At 74.0% G+C, this 18,434-nt stretch carries 16 protein-coding genes; 8 read left to right on the top strand and 8 right to left on the bottom strand.

What is annotated here, in order from left to right; translation table 11 throughout:
- Positions 1-129 precede the first annotated feature (129 nt).
- The 3 genes from ACH4FX_RS10315 (at position 130) to ACH4FX_RS10305 (ending at position 3,521) form a co-directional block, all read left to right on the top strand.
- Positions 130-822, top strand: a complete 693-nt coding sequence (locus ACH4FX_RS10315) for a metal-dependent transcriptional regulator (protein WP_030598393.1) — start codon at positions 130-132, stop codon at positions 820-822.
- A 772-nt stretch (positions 823-1,594) separates the two neighbouring features.
- Positions 1,595-2,467, top strand: coding sequence for an alpha/beta fold hydrolase (locus tag ACH4FX_RS10310; RefSeq protein WP_398477148.1), 873 nt, complete (start codon positions 1,595-1,597; stop codon positions 2,465-2,467).
- Positions 2,468-2,537: 70 nt separating this feature from the next.
- A complete protein-coding gene (locus ACH4FX_RS10305) occupies positions 2,538-3,521 on the top strand; it encodes an NAD-dependent epimerase/dehydratase family protein (protein WP_398477146.1) in 984 nt (327 codons plus the stop codon).
- A 199-nt stretch (positions 3,522-3,720) separates the two neighbouring features.
- Here ACH4FX_RS10305 and ACH4FX_RS10300 read toward each other — a convergent pair whose 3' ends face one another.
- The 3 genes from ACH4FX_RS10300 to ACH4FX_RS10290 all read right to left on the bottom strand — a co-directional run bounded on the left by ACH4FX_RS10300 (position 3,721) and on the right by ACH4FX_RS10290 (position 7,146).
- Entirely contained in the window at positions 3,721-5,370 is a 1,650-nt protein-coding gene (locus ACH4FX_RS10300; protein ID WP_398477144.1) for a transporter, read from the bottom strand.
- Positions 5,367-6,182 carry an ABC transporter ATP-binding protein gene (locus ACH4FX_RS10295; RefSeq protein ID WP_398477692.1) on the bottom strand — a complete coding sequence of 272 codons (816 nt, stop codon included), beginning with the start codon at positions 6,180-6,182 and terminating at the stop codon, positions 5,367-5,369. The genes ACH4FX_RS10300 and ACH4FX_RS10295 overlap by 4 nt, the downstream gene beginning before the upstream one ends.
- A 292-nt stretch (positions 6,183-6,474) precedes the next feature.
- Positions 6,475-7,146 (bottom strand): bifunctional DNA primase/polymerase, encoded by a 672-nt coding sequence (locus ACH4FX_RS10290; protein WP_398477142.1) that lies wholly within the window; start codon positions 7,144-7,146, stop codon positions 6,475-6,477.
- Between the two features lie 554 nt (positions 7,147-7,700).
- Here ACH4FX_RS10290 and ACH4FX_RS10285 point away from each other — a divergent pair.
- Complete coding sequence (locus ACH4FX_RS10285; protein ID WP_398477140.1) at positions 7,701-9,092, top strand: transcriptional regulator; 1,392 nt, start codon at positions 7,701-7,703, stop codon at positions 9,090-9,092.
- Between the two features lie 272 nt (positions 9,093-9,364).
- Here the strand turns inward: ACH4FX_RS10285 and ACH4FX_RS10280 are convergent, their stop codons facing one another.
- Positions 9,365-9,871: a hypothetical protein gene (locus ACH4FX_RS10280; protein ID WP_398477138.1), complete on the bottom strand. Its 507-nt coding sequence runs from the start codon at positions 9,869-9,871 to the stop codon at positions 9,365-9,367.
- A 15-nt stretch (positions 9,872-9,886) separates the two neighbouring features.
- On the opposite strand from ACH4FX_RS10280, the gene ACH4FX_RS10275 reads away from it, so the two are divergent.
- Positions 9,887-11,341, top strand: a complete 1,455-nt coding sequence (locus tag ACH4FX_RS10275) for a hypothetical protein (RefSeq protein WP_398477136.1) — start codon at positions 9,887-9,889, stop codon at positions 11,339-11,341.
- 65 nt (positions 11,342-11,406) lie between these two features.
- Here the strand turns inward: ACH4FX_RS10275 and ACH4FX_RS10270 are convergent, their stop codons facing one another.
- Positions 11,407-12,744: an ABC transporter substrate-binding protein gene (locus ACH4FX_RS10270; RefSeq protein WP_398477135.1), complete on the bottom strand. Its 1,338-nt coding sequence runs from the start codon at positions 12,742-12,744 to the stop codon at positions 11,407-11,409.
- A 180-nt stretch (positions 12,745-12,924) separates the two neighbouring features.
- Here ACH4FX_RS10270 and ACH4FX_RS10265 point away from each other — a divergent pair, with 180 nt between their 5' ends.
- Both ACH4FX_RS10265 and purU read left to right on the top strand, forming a co-directional pair.
- Complete coding sequence (locus ACH4FX_RS10265) at positions 12,925-13,365, top strand: hypothetical protein (RefSeq protein ID WP_398477133.1); 441 nt, start codon at positions 12,925-12,927, stop codon at positions 13,363-13,365.
- 82 nt (positions 13,366-13,447) lie between these two features.
- A complete protein-coding gene (gene purU, locus ACH4FX_RS10260) occupies positions 13,448-14,320 on the top strand; it encodes a formyltetrahydrofolate deformylase (RefSeq protein ID WP_398477131.1) in 873 nt (290 codons plus the stop codon).
- Positions 14,321-14,356: 36 nt separating this feature from the next.
- On the opposite strand, the gene ACH4FX_RS10255 is transcribed toward purU, so the two are convergent.
- Together ACH4FX_RS10255 and ACH4FX_RS10250 are read right to left on the bottom strand one after the other, a co-directional pair.
- Positions 14,357-15,721 carry a zf-HC2 domain-containing protein gene (locus ACH4FX_RS10255; protein WP_398477129.1) on the bottom strand — a complete coding sequence of 455 codons (1,365 nt, stop codon included), beginning with the start codon at positions 15,719-15,721 and terminating at the stop codon, positions 14,357-14,359.
- Positions 15,718-16,314, bottom strand: a complete 597-nt coding sequence (locus tag ACH4FX_RS10250; RefSeq protein ID WP_398477127.1) for a sigma-70 family RNA polymerase sigma factor — start codon at positions 16,312-16,314, stop codon at positions 15,718-15,720. Before ACH4FX_RS10250 ends, ACH4FX_RS10255 begins: the two co-directional genes overlap by 4 nt.
- A gap of 405 nt (positions 16,315-16,719) precedes the next feature.
- Between ACH4FX_RS10250 and ACH4FX_RS10245 the strand changes: the two genes are divergently transcribed.
- Positions 16,720-17,094 (top strand): STAS domain-containing protein, encoded by a 375-nt coding sequence (locus ACH4FX_RS10245; RefSeq protein WP_209282680.1) that lies wholly within the window; start codon positions 16,720-16,722, stop codon positions 17,092-17,094.
- A 184-nt stretch (positions 17,095-17,278) separates the two neighbouring features.
- Here ACH4FX_RS10245 and ACH4FX_RS10240 read toward each other — a convergent pair whose 3' ends face one another.
- On the bottom strand, positions 17,279-18,415 hold the full coding sequence (locus ACH4FX_RS10240) for a sensor histidine kinase (protein ID WP_398477125.1): 1,137 nt from the start codon (positions 18,413-18,415) through the stop codon (positions 17,279-17,281).
- Positions 18,416-18,434 lie beyond the last annotated feature (19 nt).

Raw genomic sequence — 18,434 nt, 5'->3', positions numbered from 1 at the left:
CGGGCGCCGGGCGCGGGCCGCCGTACCGGGGCTCCGGGAGGGGCCGGCCGGAGCGGACGCGGAACCGTTGTCGGTGGGATGCGTCAGAATTGAGGTCAGGGCCACCGCACGACACATCGAGGGGCACGCATGTCCGGACTGATCGACACCACGGAGATGTATCTCCGCACCATCCTTGAGCTGGAAGAGGAAGGTGTGGTCCCGATGCGCGCCCGGATCGCCGAGCGGCTCGAACAGAGCGGCCCGACGGTCAGCCAGACCGTGGCGCGCATGGAGCGGGACGGCCTGCTCACGGTCGCGGGCGACCGCCATCTGGAGCTCACCGAGGAGGGCCGCCGGCTGGCGACCCGCGTCATGCGCAAGCACCGCCTCGCCGAGTGTCTGCTGGTCGACGTCATCGGTCTGGAGTGGGAGCAGGTGCACGCCGAGGCGTGCCGCTGGGAGCACGTGATGAGCGAGGCGGTCGAGCGCCGCGTCGTCGAGCTGCTGCGGCATCCGACGGAGTCGCCGTACGGCAACCCGATCCCGGGCCTGGAGGAGCTGGGCGAGAAGGCCGAGGCCGACCCGTTCCTGGACGCCGGCATGGTGAGCCTGATGGACCTGGAGGCCGGTGCGGACGGCAAGACGGTCGTGGTGCGCCGGATCGGCGAGCCCATCCAGGCGGACGCCCAGCTCATGTACACGCTGCGGCGCGCCGGTGTGCAGCCGGGCGCGGTGGTCAGCGTGACCGAGTCGCCCTCCGGTGTGCTCATCGGCAGCAGCGGCGAGGCCGCGGAACTGGAGTCCGAGATCGCCGCACACGTTTTCGTGGCCAAGCGCTGATCCCCCGCCGCCCGCTCCCCGGCTGACCTGGTGCGACGGCCGGTCCGGTGCGGTGGTCGACTGCCGTGCCACCGGCCGGAGTCGGCGAACCACCAGCGGAGCGGCCGATGGCATGCCACCCTGGCGCTGGGCACGCGCACGACAGCGGCCGGCGGCCGTGTGTCGCGCGTGCGCGCGAGCACAGCGGCTTCATGACGTGTGGCGCCGGAGACCTGGGGCGGTGCGGCTGAGGACGGACGGGGCGCGAGCCCCCTGCCGCCGCGGGCCCGGGTCGGGGAGGGGGCTCGGGTGCGGAGCGGTCCACCGCCATCCCCGATCCGGCCACCGCGAACACCGTTGCCGCGGCCGGTGAGTTCGCCGCCGGGTCCGCGGCTCGCGCCCGTAGGCGCCGCGCTGCCCGCGTCCGTACAGGCGTCCCCGCGGATCGCGTGGCCTGTGACTTCGGCAAGTCGTGAGGGGTTCCGGGGACGTGCTGCCCGGCGTGACGGTGGCGGCCCCGCGCACACCCGGGGCCCCGGCGCTGCGAGCAGCCGGGGCCCCGCCTCCCCATGTCCCCCCGCCAAGACCCGGAGCCCCGAGCTCTCAGGGTCTTTCCCCGTGGGCCCCCTTCCCGGTGGGGCCCGCCTCCCGCTACGTGTCTCCCCTCGGCGAAGACCGGCAATCCTTGGGCGTGGTCACCCGAACGAGGGTTATTGGGCGCAGGAACAGCCTAGTCGAATAGAGGTTCGATAGTGTGGGGCTGCTCGAAGACCGAATGGGGGTGCCAGGGCTCATGGTGCGCCGCATCGACGTGATGGGGACCGGTGGCGTCCGGCTCGCCGCCTGGGAGTTCACCGACCCGCCGAAGTCCGGCCGGGGCGGGGAGGAGGGGGAGCGGGGCCCGGGTGTGCTCCTCCTGCACGGCCTGATGGGGCGCGCGTCGCACTGGGCCGAGACCGCCCGCTGGCTGGGTTCCCGGTGCCGCCCGGTCGGACTGGACCAGCGCGGCCACGGCCGCAGCGAGAAACCCCAGGACGGCCCGTACGACCGCGAGGCGTACGTCGCCGACGGCATCGCCGCCATCGAGCAGCTCGGCCTGGCCCCCGCCGTCCTGATAGGCCACTCCATGGGCGCCCTGACGGCCTGGCAGGTGGCCGCCCGCCGGCCCGACCTCGTCAGCGCCCTGGTCATCTGCGACATGCGGGCCTCCGCCCTGGGCGCGGCCTCGCAGCGGGAGTGGGCGGACTGGTTCCGGTCCTGGCCGGTCCCGTTCGCCACCCTCGCGGACGTACGGAAATGGTTCGGTGAGGACGACCCGACCCTGGAGCGTCCGCAGCCGGCCCGCGGCGAGTTCTTCGCCGAGGTCATGGCCGAACGGGCGGACGGCTGGCGGCCGGTCTTCTCCCGCCACCAGATGCTCACCGCCCGCGAGACCTGGGTCCACGACGCGCACTGGGAGGACCTCGCCCTGGTGCGGTGCCCCACGCTCGTGGTCCGCGGGCTGGACGGCGAACTGGGCCGCGCCGAGGCCCAGGAGATGGTCCGCGTCCTCCCGCGCGGCGTCTACGCCGAGATACCCGACGCCGGGCACTGGCTCCCCTGGGAGGCGCCGGAGGAGTGGCGGGCCGTGGTGGGCCCGTTCCTCGAATCCGCCCTCCCCGCCTGATCATCCGGGGCCGCGGCCCGGCCCGTCGTGCCCTGCCGCGGCCACCGGAACCCCACTACTGTCAGGGGGCATGCACCTTCTTGTTCTAGGCGGTACGTCCTTCGTCGGCCGCGCCATCGTCGAGGATGCCGTGCGTACCGGCGCCGAGGTGACCCTGTTCGGCCGGGGCCGTACCAATCCGGACCTGTTCCCCCGGTTGACCCGGCTCATCGGTGACCGGGACACCGGCGACTACACGGCCGTCCGGAAGGGCAGTTGGGACGCCGTCGTGGACGTCAGCGGCTATGTCCCGCGACACGTCGGGCAGGCGATGGACGCGCTGGGCGACCGCGTCGGCCGGTATCTGTTCATCTCCAGCCACGCGGTCTACGAACATGCGGGAGTGGCCCCGGGCAGCGACGAGGACACCCCGCGCCGCCCGCCCGTGCGGGACACCGAGGAGCTGAGCGGAGAGACGTACGGCCCGCTCAAGGTGGCCTGCGAGGACGACGTGACGGCCCGGTACGGCGAGCGGGCGACGATCGTACGGCCGGGGAAGGTGGCCGGGCCGCACGACTCGATGGACACGTTCACGTACTGGGTGCGCCGGGCCGCGCGCGGCGGCCGGGTGGCGCTGCCGGGGGACCCCGCACAGCCGGTGCAGGTCGTCGACTCGCGCGATCTGGCGCGCCTGGTCGTGCAGTTGCTCACCGACGACCGCCCCGGCGCCTTCCAGGCGGTGGGCCCGGCCGAGCCGACGACGCTCGGCGGGCTGATCGGAACGTGCGCGCGGGCGGCGGGCACCGAGGTCGAGATCGTCCCGGTCTCTCCCGACGGCGCACCGTCCATGTTCCCGCTCATCCGCCGCGACTGGGCGACCCAGCAGCGCAGCGCGGCCCGTGCCCGCCGCGCGGGCCTTCCCGCGACGCCACTGGAGGTCACCGCCGCCGACGTCCTGGCCTGGGACCGCGCCCGCGGCGAACCGCCCCTCCCGTACGGCTACACCCCCGCGCAGGAAGAAGCGGTCCTCGCGGCCCACGCGTCCGCCCGGCCCTCCGCCGACGCGAGCATGTAGAGGCGCTTGGTGCCGAAGCGGCCGACGGCCCACGCGGTGACGGGGATGACGGTGCCGAGGACGACGACGAAGGCCATCGCCACGACAGCGTGCCCCCGGCCCGCCGTACGGCCGGCTGGTCACACACACCCTCGGACCTGGTCGACTTGGGGACAAGCGTCCCGGGGCGGGACGCCCCGCCCCGGGACTCCCTGCCCCGTCAGCCCTTGCTGACCGCCGCCAGGATTTCCGGCAGCCGCGCCGCCACCCGGGGCGCGGCGACCCGCATCCCCAGGACCGCGATGCCGATCCCGTACGCCGCCCCCACCGGCAGCAGTACCCACAGCAGGCCGTGCAGGCCCGCCACGTGCAGCCAGATCGTCAGGCCGGCCATCGGGGCCGTGAACACGGCGCTCACCAGCATCCCGCCGAACAGGCTGAACCAGGCGATGGCCCCCTGGCCGGGCGCGATGTTCTTGTTGCCCTCCGAGGGGATCGAGTACGGGAAGAGCGCCGAGGCCAGCGCGCCGGTCGCCACCAGCGAACCGAGCAGCGCCAGTGACAGCCCGTAGACGTCCCAGAACGCCGACCACGGCCCGAGCAGGGCCGCCGCGCCGACCACGACCACCGTCACGAACGGCACCCCGGCCAGCGCCAGGCCCAACGCCCGCCCGCGCAGCTCCAGATAGGCGTCGCGCGGCGTCGAGAGCGTCGAGGCCACCATCCAGAACGCCGAGGTGTCCTGCCCGAACTGGTTGTACATCTGCATGCCCAGCAGGGCCGACGCCGAGAACGACGTGTAGATGCTGCCGCCGCCCTGGACGGCGGAGACGACCGGCACCAGCAGGCCCACGCCGTACGCCATCGCCCAGCCCATCTTGGTCTTCGGGTCGCGCCAGGCGTAGCGCAGCATCCGCAGCATGACCGTGCCGGTACGGTTGTCCGGCAGCAGCCGTTGCAGACCGCCGGCAGTGCTCCGCTTGCGCCCGCTGTCCTTCTCGACGGCCTGGAGGGTGGACGAGTCGGGCGAGGTCATCACCGTCGTCAGCGTGCGCTGCCACCACCACAGCAGCAGGGCGAGCGCCACCGCGGCCAGCACCAGGCCCAGTACGGCGCGTCCGTACGCGCCCTCGCTCGCCGCCTGCACCGCGTCCACGGCCGAAGCGGGCGGAATCCACCGCACCACGTCCGACACGGGCTCCAGGGCGGCCAGTCCGGCCCCCGAACCGAACAGCTTCTGCGAGCCGATGTTGACGACCTGTCCGCCGATCGCGAGGAACAGGCCGCTCAGTACGGCCAGGTCACGGCCCCGGCGGCTGGTCAGCAGCCGTACGTTGGCGGTGGCCACGGCCCGTGCCAGCGCCACGCACACCAGGATGACCAGGACCACGGCGAACACCGCGGCCACCGCGGCCGCCACGCCGTGCGCCAGCATGATCACCGAGCCGACGGCCAGCGCCAGGGTGAAGACCGGGCCGATGCCCACCAGGGACGCCAGCAGCAGCGAGACGATCAGCGGCCGGGGGCGCAGGGGCAGCATGACCAGCCGCGTCGGGTCCAGCGTCTCGTCGCCGGCCGGGAAGAACAGCGGCATCACCGCCCAGCCCAGCGCCAGCAGCGCCGCGAGCAGCACGCCCAGCGCGCCCGCGTGCGCGACGCCCCGCAGGGCGATCAGGCCGACCAGCATGCCCGCCGCGCACAGCAGTGCCACCACCAGCGACGCCACGTACACGGCGGTCCGGCCGGACGACTGGCGCAGCCCGTTGCGCAGCAGGGACAGTTTGAGGCGGACGAAGACCGCGGTGAGCGACGCGGCCGGTGCCGCGGGGGCGGTGCCGGTGGGGGGCGCGGTGGTGGGGGAGGCGGTCATCGGGCGCCCCCGCCGCCCAGCCAGTCCAGGTCCTGCCCGGCGGTCCGGCCGTTGGCACCGACCAGTTCGAGGAACGCGTCCTGGAGGGTCGGCGCGTCACCGCGTACCTCCGCGAGCGGGCCGTCCGACCTGATCCGCCCGCCGGCGATCACCGCCACCCAGTCGCACAGCGACTCCACCAGTTCCATGACGTGGCTGGAGAAGACGACGGTGGCCCCGGAGGAGGTGTAGCGCTCCAGGACGCCGCGGATGGTCTGCGCGGACACCGGGTCCACACCCTCGAACGGCTCGTCCAGGAAGAGGATCTCGGGGTTGTGCAGCAGCGCCGCCGCCAGGCCGATCTTCTTGCGCATACCGGTCGAGTAGTCGACGACCAGCTTGTTCTGGGCGCCGGCCAGGTCCAGTACCTCCAGCAGCTGGTCGGCGCGCTTGTCCACCTCGGCACCGGGCAGCCCCCGCAGCCGCCCGATGTACGCCAGCAGTTCGCGGCCGGACAGCCGCTCGAACAGACGGAGTCCCTCGGGCAGCACGCCGATCCGGGACTTCACCGCGACCGGGTCCTGCCACACGTCGTGGCCGCCGATCTCCACCTGCCCGGCGTCCGGGCGCAGCAGACCGGTCACCATCGAGAGCGTGGTGGTCTTGCCCGCGCCGTTCGGCCCGACCAGGCCGATGAACCGGCCCGCGGGCAGCGTCAGGTCGATCCCCGCGACGGCGACCTGCTCGCCGTACTTCTTCCACAGCCCCTGCACACGGACGGCGGGCGGCGCGGCCCCGTCCCGCCGTGCGGCCGGCCCGGTACCGGCTGCGATTGGCTGGTCGTCGTGCTCCGGTTGGTTGGCCACCGGTCCTGCCCTTCCACGTCCCCGCGGGGGCCGGTCGTGCCCCCGTCCGCCGTCCACGATACGGGCGGGTGTACGACGGGGCCGTGCGGCCGGTTGGACGAGCGGGAGGAGTGCGCAGGGGGCGCGCGGAGCGGACCACAAGCCCGGCGCACACGCCCAGGGCTGGGCGGTCCCACGCCCGGTGCCGGACAGTCCCACGCCCGGGGGCCGAACAGCCCCACGCCCGGGCTCGGGCGGCGCGGGCGACGGCCCGGCGGCCTCACCGCCCCCGTGCCGCCGCGGCCTCCCGCCCGCAGGCGTAGGCGAGCGGACTGATCAGCTCCTCCGCGTCCGGCAGCCACCGGTTGGCGGCGGTGGGCCGGCGCACCCACTGCACCGCTCCGTGCGCCCCCATGCGCGTCGGCGGCGCGGCGACGTAATCGCCGTCCCCGCGCGTGATCAGGTCCAGCGCCGCGGGCGCCCAGCCCAAGTGCCGCACCAGGTCGGGCACCTTGACCGAGGCCCCGGGCAGGACGAAGAAGAGCATCCGGCGGCCAGGGGTGCTGGTGACCGGGCCGAGTTGCAGGCCCATGCGCTCCATCCGGGCCAGCGCCAGGCAGCCGGCCGACTCGGACACGTCGAGTGCTTCGAACGTACGGCCTGTCGGCAGCAGGATCGAGGCGCGGGGGTTCTTGTTCCACAGACGGCGGGCGGCCGTCGCGCTGCCGGTGGCCTGGCCGGCCCAGCCGGGGGCCGTGGGGTGCGCGCCGGGCGCGGCGCAGTCCACCGCGCCGCACGAGCAGCGCGGCACCTCGCCCTCGTCTTCGAGCCATGCGCCGGGCAAGACGTCCCAATGCCGCTCTTCCGCGTAACGCACCGCAGTTTCGATCAACAGCTCGCCACGCTGTTCGGTGACCTGAGAGGCTCCTGTGACTCCGATGGTGTCTTTCACGTGGAGGACAACTTTCCCTGTCACCAAGGGTTACGGCCGACACGTGCACCACCCCGGCGCATCGTTCCCGCACGTGGGGCGCATGGAAGCATGTCCGGGGGCGCGTGCGGGGTGGCGTCCGGAGAACGGGTAGCCACCTGCGTGACGGGCGGAGAGGCCGCCCGGCGGCAAGGCCGCGGCACGGCCGTGACGGTTCCCGGAGCGCACGCCGGGTCCGTCCGGGGCGGCGGCGCCGCGAGCAGAACGCGGGCACCGCACGCCGGGTGCCGGTTCGTCGATTCCCCGGAATCACCGTCCCACCGAAGACCGGAGCAGCAGGAGCCGGGCCCGTACGGCAGGGCCTCGGACCGGAGCAGCAGGGACTGCCGGACACCGCAATCCGGCGGAGCGATCCGCCGGCCGGCCGGTCCGTCCGCTCCGTTCCGGGAATGTCAAGGCTTCGGCGGACATGACGCACATCCGAGATATCCCGGATATCCGGCATATGCGCGGGGAATCGATCAACGGGTACGGCGTTCGCTGGTGAACGCGCAGCAGTAATCAGGGGGTGCAGCATGGCCGCCAGGCCACTCGTCGCGCGGCAGCCGAACGAACGGCTGCAGGCGCTCATCCAGGAAGCCGCCTGTTCCAACGCCGGACTCGCCCGCCGCGTCAACATGTGCGGCGCCGAACACGGCCTGGACCTGCGCTACGACAAGACCTCGGTCGCCCGCTGGCTGCGCGGCCAGCAACCGCGCGGCCGGGCCCCGGCCATCATCGCGGAGGCGCTGGGGCGCAAACTGGGGCGCACGGTCACCATCGACGAGATCGGGATGGCCGACGGCAAGAACCTCGCCTCCGGTGTGGGGCTGCAGTTCTCGCCCACGGTCCTCGGCGCGATCGAGCAGGTCTGTGAGCTGTGGCGCAGCGACGTCGGCCGCCGCGACTTCCTCAGCGGCTCCACCGTGGCCGCGTCCGCGCTGGTCGAACCGAGCCGCGACTGGCTCATCACCAGCGCCGACCCCCAGGTGGCGCGCAACGCCGGTGCCCGGGTGGGCATCTCGGACGTGGAAGCCGTACGGGCCATGACCACGGCCCTGAGCGAACTGGACCACCGCTACGGCAGCGGCCACGTCCGGCCGGTCGTCGTCCACTACCTCAACAGCGTCGTCTCCGGGCTGCTGGCCGGCTCGTACCGGGAGTCGGTCGGCCGCGAACTGTTCGCGGCCGTCGCCCGGCTGACCGAACTGGGCGGCTACATGGCCGTCGACACCGGCCAGCCGGGGCTGGCGCAGCGCTACTACATCCAGGCGCTGCGGCTGGCCCAGGCGGCGGGCGACCGGGGGTACGGCGGTTACGTACTGGCCGCCAGCATGAGCCACCTCGCCGCCTCGCTGGGCAACCCCAGGGAGATCGCGCAGCTCGCCAAGGCCGCGCAGGAAGGCGCGCGCGGGCACGTCACGCCGCGCGCGGAGGCGATGTTCTTCGCCGCGGAAGCGCGCGGGCACGCCCTGATGGGTGACGCGCGGGCCTTCCAGGTCGTGGCGGGCCGGGCCGTGGGCGCGATGGAACGTGCCGGGGGCTCCTCCGGGAGCAGCGACGACCCGGCCTGGATCGCGCACTTCGACGAGGCGTACCTCGCCGATGAACTCGCGCACTGCCACCGTGACTTGGGGCAGGCGAACGCGGCCCGTCAGCGCGCACAGGAAGCGGTGGACGGCCACCCCGAGGGGCGGGCGCGGCGCCGCGCCATCGGGCTGGTGCTGCTGGCCAGCGCGCAGGTGCAGCAGCGCGAGATCGAGCAGGCGTGCCACACGGGCACCCAGGCCGTGGAGTTGCTGAGCGGGCTGCGTTCGAACCGTGGCGCGGAGTACCTGGAGGACTTCCAGCTGCGGCTGGAGCCGTACCGGGACGAGCCGGTGGTGCGGGAGTTCGGTGCCCGGCTGGAATTGCGGGCAGCCGCGTAGCGGACTCGCGGCCCGTCGCAGCCGGGGGAGGGCTCGTCGGCACGCGGGCCGCCTCGTCCTTCCGCGCCGGGCGGGCCACCACGGCCCGCCCGGTGCCGCTCCACGCGTCCGCACCGGCGGTGACCAGGGGACATGGTCGAACGCGACGGCGACCCGGTAGCGTGACCGACGCTTCCGTAAGTCAGCAGATCGTAGGAGTCCCGGTGACGCAGAGCGGACAGGGCAACGACCCGCACAATCCTGCGGGCGAGCCCGCGCGAGAGGGCGTTGTGCTACCCGCTCACGGTGATCCGTGGGTCCCCGGTCAGCAGGCCGCACCGCCCGCGGGCCAGCCGTGGGGGCAGCCATGGGGGCCGGACCAGCAGCCTTCGGGCCAGCAGGTACCGGGGCAGCAGCCCACGGGGCAGCCGATGCCCGGGCAGCAGGTACCGGGGCAGCAGCCCGCTGGCCAGCCGATACCCGGACAGCAGGTACCGGGGCAGCAGCCCACGGGGCAGCCGATGCCCGGGCAGCAATCCACAGGGCAGCCGATTGCGGGACAGCAGCCCACCGGCCGGCCGGTGCCCGGACAGCCGCCGATGCCCGGCCAGTCGATGCCCGGCCCGCAGGCCCCCGCTCAGCCGCCCTACGGCCGGCCGCAGCCGTTCGCACCGGAGCAGCCGCCGTACGGTCAGCAGCCCCCGCACGCCCAGCCTTTCGCCCAGCAGCCGCCCGCACCGCCGGTGCCCCCGGTGGCTCCTGTGGCACAGCAGCCGCAGCCGCAGCCGCCGCTCCGGCAACAGCCCCCGGCTGCCATGCCGCTGCCTCCCCAGGCACAGCCGCCCCTGCCGAACCAGGGCGCGCCGGGCGGCCAGGCGCCGTCCCCGGACATGGAAGCCACCGCGCTGATCCCGCCGTTCGACGCGCAGTCGGGCGGCCCGCTGCCCCCTGAAGGCCGGCCGGCGGCGCACGGTCAGATCGTCCCCGCGACACCGCAGGCCGGTGCGCCGATGCCGCCCGCCGCGGGCGACCCCGAAGCGACGGCGCTGCTGCGCCCGATCGGCGGGCAGTCCGGGCGTACGGGCGGAAACGCGCAGGGCGGCCGGCACGGGCAGCCCGGCCCGATGCCCGGTGCCGCCGGCCCCCGGGCCGCGGGCGCCCGTCCCGAAACGCCCAGCGAGTCCACCCGTACGCTGCGACCGGTCAAGCCGGGCCCGCAGCCCGGTCCGCAGCCCGGCCCGGGGCAGCCAGCCCAGCCCGCTGCGGACTCCGAGGCCACCCAGCTCATACCGCCGGTCGGCGCCGGCACGCCCACCCCGCCCCCGGGCGCCCCCTTCGGCGCACGGCCCGGGGCACCCGGCGCACCCGGCGACCGCGCGACACCGGCCGAGTTCGACGGCCTGTTCCGCTCCGGGCCCGGCGGGGCCGCCCCGGCCGGTGCCGCGGGCGGCGTCCCGGACGCGACCGCGCCGCTGCCGCGCTTCGACGATGCGGAGCAGCCGGGACCGTACGGTCAGCAGCCCTACGGCCAACAGCCGCCCGGCCGGCAGCAGTACGACCAGTACGCACCGCAGCCGGGCCCCGGGCAGGACGGCGGTGGCAAGCGCCGGCGCCTGGCGCCCGCCGCGGTCATCGGCATCGCTGTGGTCGCCCTGGCGGGGGCCGGTCTGGGCGTCGGCTGGGCGCTCAGCGGAGGCGGCGAGGACGGCGCCGCAAACAACAAGCAGGAGAGCGGCGGGACATCCGGCGCGGGCAAGGACGACAAGGCCGGCCAGGGCGACAAGGACGCCCAGGAACAGCCGCCGTCCGCCGACCCGGTGGCCGCACAGGCCAAGGACCTCGACGCGCTCCTGAAGGACAGCAACAACAGCCGCGCCGCGGTGATCGGCGCGGTCAACAGCATCAAGTCGTGCGACAACCTCGACGGCGCGGCCAAGGACCTGCGGGACGCCGCCGCGCAGCGCAACCAGCTGGTGAGCCGGCTGGCCAAGCTCTCCGTCGACAAGCTGCCCGGCAGCGGCGAGCTGACCGCGTCGCTCAACGACGCGTGGAAGTCCTCCGCCGCGGCCGACAACCACTACGCGGCCTGGGCCGGCCAGGTCAAGGGCAAGAACGGCTGCCCCAAGGGCAAGGCGCGCGGCGGCAAGGAGGCCGGCCAGGGCAACGCGGCCAGCGGGCGGGCCACGAAGGCCAAGCAGCAGGCGGCGAAGCTGTGGAACCCGATCGCGCAGAAGTACGGCCTGACCGAACGCCGTCCGGAACAGCTCTGAGGCCCGCGGCGGCGACGGCACCGGCCGCCACCGCTGCCGACCAGTGGCGAGGAACCCGGCGCCCGTCACCCGTCCCCGCGCGGCCGTTCCAGCGTCCGGGTGACGTCCGTGAAGCCCTGTTTCGCCGCCACCAGCCGCCCGTCCCGCACGGCCTGATAGGTGACCAGGCCGTTCACCGTGCGCGGGAAGTCCGGCACCGCGAGCATGCCGTCGGAGCGCCAGCGCAGCTCCGGCGTCAGACCGCCGGTGTCCACGGCCCGGTCGCCGCGGTCCAGCGCCTGCTGCACGGTGTGCGCCGTGATCTCCCCGACGCCCTCCTCGCCGAGCTGCTCGATGACCGCGCGCAGCACCGTGTAGGCGATCCACGTGGTCTGCACGCCCGGGTCGGCCGGGTCGATGCGGTTGTCGCCGAAGGCGTGGTCGTCGATGACCTTGCGCATGGGGTTCCAGCGCGCGTCGCTCGCGACCGGGTACCAGCCGGTCAGGTACGCGCCTTCCAGCGGCCCGGACCGGCCGCCCGTACGGTCCACCAGCGCCTGCCCGACGCTGCCCAGCACCGAGGCGATGCGCACCTTGGAGCCGTCGGGCTGCAGGCGCCGGAAGGAGTCGAAGAACGTGTCGGTGCGCTCGCCCAGGGCGGCGGTCACACAGCCGCCCGCCCCCTTCGCGCCTCCGGGCCCGCCCGACGAGGCGCCGACCGCGTCCAGGGCGCGCCGGGCCGCGGCGTCGTAGTCGGTGCCGTCCTCGGGCGCGCGGATGTCCTGGGCGGCGCCGCGGCTGCCGTCGGCCAGGCCCGCGCTGAGCAGGGCGGGCATCTGGTCGCCCTGGATGGTGTCCGGGCGCACCAGCGCGACCCGGTCGCAGACGCTCGCCAGCTGGCGTCCGTTGCCCGCCAGGAGCGCCGCCTGCCCGCCGTTGACGGGGTACGACAGCATGCTGGCGAACTCCTCGTCGGAGGCGCCGTACCCGCCGATGTAGGGGATGCCGTGAATCTCCAGCGGCGAGATGAACGAGCGGCCGAACTGGCTGTACGAGCCGACGACCGCGACCGCCCCGGCGTCGACCGCGCGCTGCGCGCAGCGCGCGGCGGCCACCGAATCGTTGTGGTCGTTGCAGGTGAGGACCTTCAGCCGGTGGCCGTCGATGCCGCCGTGGGCGTTGACCCAGCGCGCGTACGCCTGCGCCATGGCCGGCATGCCCGGCATGTTGGTCGCCTTGGTGTCCACCGGGGCCCAGGTCATGACCGTGAGCGGCTCCTTCTCCCCGGAGTTCCCGGAGGCGCCGGGGAGGGAGCCGCAGGCCGCGAGCAGTGACGCCAGGACCGCCGTACAGGCCGTGACAGCCGTGACGGCTGCGGAGGCGCGGGGGAAGGGGCGGGGGGAGGGGCGTCGCCGTCCGGTCATGGGCACGGAGCATTCCGGTTCGCCCGGAACGCGTGAGTGACGACAGCGGACCGGAACGTGACGGCGGGGTGAACTCCGGGGGTCCGCGGATGATCAACGGTCGAGAACGTACGATCGAATACTGTGCAAGGTTCGGAGAAGTCTTCCCGTCGCGGCCGCCGCTCGACCACCATGGGCGCCATGCCGCTCAACGACATGCCGTGGTGGCGCTGGCGCAGCAATGTGCGCTCCGCGCTGCACATGCTCTCCGACCCCGGCTTCCAGCAGGAGACCTGGCTGGCCGGCCGCCCGGGGTACGGGGACGTCACCGACGCCGTCTACCGGCTCGTCGAGGACACCTGGCTGGACAACTGGTCCGCCGAGAAGTACGTGGGCACGATCTTCCGCGATTCCCAGGAGGCGTCCCTGGTGGACGTCGCCGTGCTGCGGGTGCTGCGCATCATGCACCAGGTCGGCCCGGACGCCCCGGTGACCGCCTACCTGGAGCACCACGGCTGGGCGGAGGCGGTACGGGCCGCGCGCGACGCGCACGTACGGATGGCGACGGCGGACGGCGATGATCCGGACGCGCCGCCGCACTCGCTGGAAGTGCTGGCGATCATGACGCAGGCGTCGGTCTGAGGCGGGCGCGGGAGCCGGTCCCGGCGGCCGGTGCGAGACGGCGGGACGGAGCACCGCCGGGAATGTGCGACCCTATGAGGTCATGAGCGCCTCGCAGTCCGGTACCCCCGACCAGTACGTCCTCACCCTGTCCTGCCCGGACAAGCAGGGCATCGTGCACGCGGTGTCCAGCTATCTGTTCATGACCGGGTGCAACATCGAGGACAGCCAGCAGTTCGGGGACCACGACACCGGGCTCTTCTTCATGCGCGTCCACTTCACCGCGGACGCGACGGTCAGCCTGGAGAAGCTGCGCGCCAGCTTCGCCGCGGTCGGCGACTCCTTCCAGATGGACTGGCAGATCCACCGTGCCGACGAGAAGATGCGCGTCATCCTCATGGTGTCCAAGTTCGGGCACTGCCTCAACGACCTGCTCTTCCGCTCCCGGATCGGCGCGCTGCCGGTCGAGATCGCGGCCGTGGTCTCCAACCACACGGACTTCGCCGAGCTGGTCGGCTCGTACGACATCCCCTTCCACCACATCCCGGTGACCAAGGACACCAAGGCCGCCGCCGAGGCGCGGCTGCTGGAGCTGGTGCGCGAGGAGAACGTCGAGCTGGTCGTGCTGGCCCGCTACATGCAGGTGCTCTCCGACGACCTCTGCAAGGCGCTGTCCGGGCGGATCATCAACATCCACCACTCCTTCCTGCCGAGCTTCAAGGGCGCCAAGCCCTACCACCAGGCGCACGCCCGCGGCGTCAAGCTGATCGGCGCCACCGCGCACTACGTGACGGCGGACCTCGACGAGGGCCCGATCATCGAGCAGGAGGTCGAGCGCGTCGGCCACGGCGTCACGCCGGACCAGCTCGTGGCCGTCGGCCGGGACGTGGAGTGCCAGGCGCTGGCGCGTGCCGTGAAGTGGCACAGCGAGCGCCGCGTCCTGCTCAACGGCACGCGCACCGTCGTCTTCGCGTAATCCGCCGCGGGCCGGCCGGCCCGCGCTCAGGCGTCCTCACATTCGGGACAGCGAGGCCGTCGCGAACAGCACGTCGCGGATCGCCGCCGGTTCGCCGTGCTGTCCGGCGGCCGCCTCCTGGGGCGGTACGTGCCCGGCCGCCAGCTGGCAGAACTCGATGCTGTCCAGCGCGATGTGCGCGACCGTGCGGTCCGGGGTGCCGAGCGCGGCCGGCGAGTCCAGGGCTATGTACCAGTGACCGCCGCCGGACCCCTCCACTTCCAGATGCAGCGTACGGCCGGGCGCGCCCGCCTCGACCAGGCGCTGCGGCGGCGTCGCCAGCCCGGCCCGGCGCCGGCCGGCCAGCACGGCGGGCAGCAGCCGGGCCGCCAGGTCGACCATCAGGTGCAGATGCCCGGCGGCGGGCGGCTCGTACGGATAGTCCACCGCGTCGGCGATGTCGCCCGCGTGCACCCAGCACTCGAAGGCGCGGTCCAGGAAGGAGTCGCGCAGCGGCAGCCGCACGTCCCCGTACGGCACGGACAGTTCGGCGACCCCGCGGCCCGCGAAGGACACCGTCCGGATCAGGGTGTGGCTCTGGTCACGCCACGGGGCGCGGGTGGCGTGCGGGGCCCGGCCGTCCGCAAGCGCCTGCCAGCAGGCTTCCGTACGGTCGGAGGGCCCGGCCGGTCCGGGCGGGGCCGCGGCGCCCAGCGGGTCGCCCAGCCCCAGCGCGGCGGCCACCAGGCCGTCCACCGCCATCAGATGCCCGATGACCCCGGCGACGGTGGTCCGCCGCTCGGCCGGCCGCTCGTCCTCGAACCAGCGCAGCCGCACCGGTGCCCGCCACTCCGCCTCGCCCATGTCGCTCAGCAGGGCGTCCAGCTTCGCCGTCTCGGCGTCGTACGGCGCCGCCCACTCGGGCACCGGGATACGCGCCGGACGCCGCCCGAGACAGCCCTCCAGCACGCGCGAGCGCAGCAGCGGGTCCAGGTCGAGCGGGTCGGCCGGGTGCAGCAGGCCGACCGCGTCGCGCAGGCGCAGCGCCTCGTCCGCACAGGCCGCGCAGTCCGTGAGGTGTTCCTCGACGGCGGCCGTCTCCTCGGCGGAGCAGGCCGCCAGGGCCCAGGCGCCGAGCAGCGACTTCAGGACCCGGTGCGGGGGAGGCGGGGCCGCGGCGCGGTCCGGGGCGGCGGGGGCCGCGGGCTGGTCCACGGCGTCCGTACGGACGTCCGGCGCCGCGGGCGGTGGCGCGTCGGGCAGCGGTCCGTCGTCCTCCGCGGCGGTGCGCGGGGCCGGTATGCGCGGCCGGTTGCCGGAAGGGGAGGCGCCGCCGGTGCCCGGCCCCTGCGGGCCGCCCGGCTCGCGCGGGCCCTGGCCGTCGTGCGGGTCGTACCGGTCCCACCCCTCCGGGCCGTTCACGGCTGCCGTCCGCATCCGCTGCCGCGCGGCGGGCCGGGCGGCAGCGTCCGGTGGTTGTGCGCGGTGGACAGTAACTGGAGGCCCAGGCGGAGCCGGCGCCGTGCCTCGTCCTCGGTGACGCCCAGGTCGGCGGCGGTCTGGCGGTAGTCACGGCGCTGGAAGTACGCCAGTTCCAGTGCGGCGCGCAGCGGGGCGGGCATGGACGTGACGATGTAGTCGGCGCGGGCGGCGGTGGACGCCTCGCGGATCTGGCGCTCGGTCTCGGCGGGCTCGGGGGCGTCCGCGCCGCGGTCCAGGGCGGCGGCGGTCCCGGCCTGGCGCAGCCGGTGCACGGACTGGCGGTGGGCGAGCTGGGCCACCCAGGAGCGCAGCGAGCCCTGCTTGGGGTCGTAGGAGTCGGGGTTCTCCCAGATGTAGCCGAAGACCTCACGGGTGATGCGGTCGGCGGCGGCTTCGTCCCCCAGCACCCGGCGGGCAAGGCTGTGCACAAGCGAAGCGAAGCGGTCGTACAGCTCACCGAGCGCGGCCGCCTCGCCGCGCGCCAGCCGCTGCTGCATCCGCCTGTCCCAGCGCGGCGGTGCGTCATGTCCCATCCGGCCCCACCCTTCGCCACCGCCGTGCCCTGCCGCGGCACCGCGCTCCACCGTGCCATCGAATGTAGTGCTCCGGTCCGACATTGACGCCCCTTTGCCGCAAACCCGCACTGCGGGCCGCTGACGGATGGTATGGAGACGGTCACGTTAGGTGGTAATGCCCGTTCGTTGGGGATCGAAGCGCGACCGTTCGCTTCTGTATCTGCCGATGTGTTATCCGTGTGTGACCGGTTCCAGGAGAAAGTTCCCCGTTCACTGGGCATAGCCTTGGAGGGGAACAGCCCGTTGCGCAAACAATTCTGAAGAGTTTCAGGGGAGAACGGCCGGGCAGTCGAGGCGGGAAGGGCGCATTCCGGTTGGTTCCGGGGGGTGTCCGTCCGCAAGCGAGCGAAAGGCTTCGAGCGCGTGTCGTTGAAGGTGGCAGAAGGCGAGCAGGGCCGCTGGGCCGTACTGCAGGTCTCCGGCGAGATGGACCTGGTCACATCGCCGGCGGTGCGCCAGCACGTGCACGACGCGGTCGCCGAGGGCCGCCGCAGCCTGGTCCTCGACCTCTCCGAGGTCCGGTTCTGCGACTCCAGCGGCGTCGGCGTGCTGATCGCGGCCCGCCGGCTGATGCGGTCCTGCCAGGGGCGGCTGCGGCTGATCCTCCCGGCACAGGGCGCGGTGGACGGCTCGCACGTCAACCGGGTGCTCGCGGCACTCGGCGTGCGCCGCCTCTTCGAGGTCTACCCGGACCTGAACACGGCCGTCGACGAGGCGGCGGCCCCGCTTTCCGCGTAGCTCCTCACCGGGGCCCGCGCGGGTGGGTCGCGCATTCCCTTCCGCGTTGCAAAGAGTTGCGCGCCGGTCACCTCCTGCCACGTCTCCGGGGCGCACGAGTCACGTAAACCTCATTTGCGGCGAGAGCTGAAGAATCGGCTAGAACTGAAAAAACCGGCATAACGCCATCGTTCTCCCGAATCCCTCACCCCACCTCGCCCGGAAATTCCGCCCGCACCAGGAACCCGCCGTCCGCCGTGTGTCCGGCCTCCAGCAGGCCGCCCAGGCTCTGGGCGCGTTCGCGCAGGCCGACCAGCCCGTGGCCGCCGCCCGGGAGCGCCGGCGCGGGCGCCGAGGCGTCCGGCGGGCCGTTGCGCACCTCCACCCGCAGGCCGCGCGGGGCACCCGGCCCGTCCCCGTCGGCCGCCTGTCCGCCGGTCACCGCCGCGACCCGGACCCGGACCCGCGCTCCCGGCGCGTGCTTGCGTACGTTCGTCAGCGCCTCCTGGACCGTGCGGAACGCCGCCCGTTCCACGGCCTTCGCGCCGCAGGCCCCGTCCGGCACCTCGTGCTCGTACACGACGTCCAGCGCGCTCCGCTCGATCAGCCGCGGCAGTTCGGCGAGGTCCGGCTGCGGCGCCAGTTCCCGGGCGTCCGCGGTGCCGCCGCCGGCCGCCCGCAGGATGCCGACCATGTGCCGCAGCTCGTCCAGCGTCTGCACGGACAGCTCACGGATCGTACGGGCCGACTCGCGCGCGGCCTCCTCCCCGGTGCTGACCTGCACCGCTCCGGCCTGCAGGCTGATCAGGCTGACCTGGTGGGCCACCACGTCGTGCATCTCGCGGGCCAGCCGGGCCCGCTCGGTCGCCAGGACCCGGTCCGCGATCAGCCGGTCCTCGCGGCGCAGGCTGTCGGTCAGGTCGGCGACCCGCGCGGCGAGTTCCCGGCGGGTGCGCACCAGCAGGCCCAGTGCGATGGGCGCGGCCGAGGTGACCGTCGCGTCGATCAGCACCTGCGCGTTCTCGCGGTACGCGCCCGGGTCCAGGTCCGAGAGCGGGTACGGCAGGAAGTGCGCGGCGACCAGCAGGACGGCGCAGACGCCGAGCCGGGCCCGGCCGGCCCGGAGCACGGCGAGCGTGTAGAGGGCGATCATCGGCGCGAACCAGATGTAGCCGATGTACAGGCCGGGGAGCGTGACCAGGAAGACGGTGAGCGGCAGCCGGCGCCGCAGCAGCAGCGCGGCGGCGGCGACCAGCGAGACGCCCAACTCCAGGCCCAGGTCCAGACCGTTGACGAGGAAGGCGTCCACCATGGACAGGAGCAGCGGCACGGCGAGGGACACGGCCCGGCGTATGCCGCCG

Origin of the sequence: Streptomyces sp. NPDC018019 (genome assembly GCF_044327805.1) — a bacterium.
In the GTDB taxonomy this organism is placed as follows: domain Bacteria; phylum Actinomycetota; class Actinomycetes; order Streptomycetales; family Streptomycetaceae; genus Streptomyces.
This window is presented reverse-complemented; position numbering and strand designations above follow the sequence as displayed.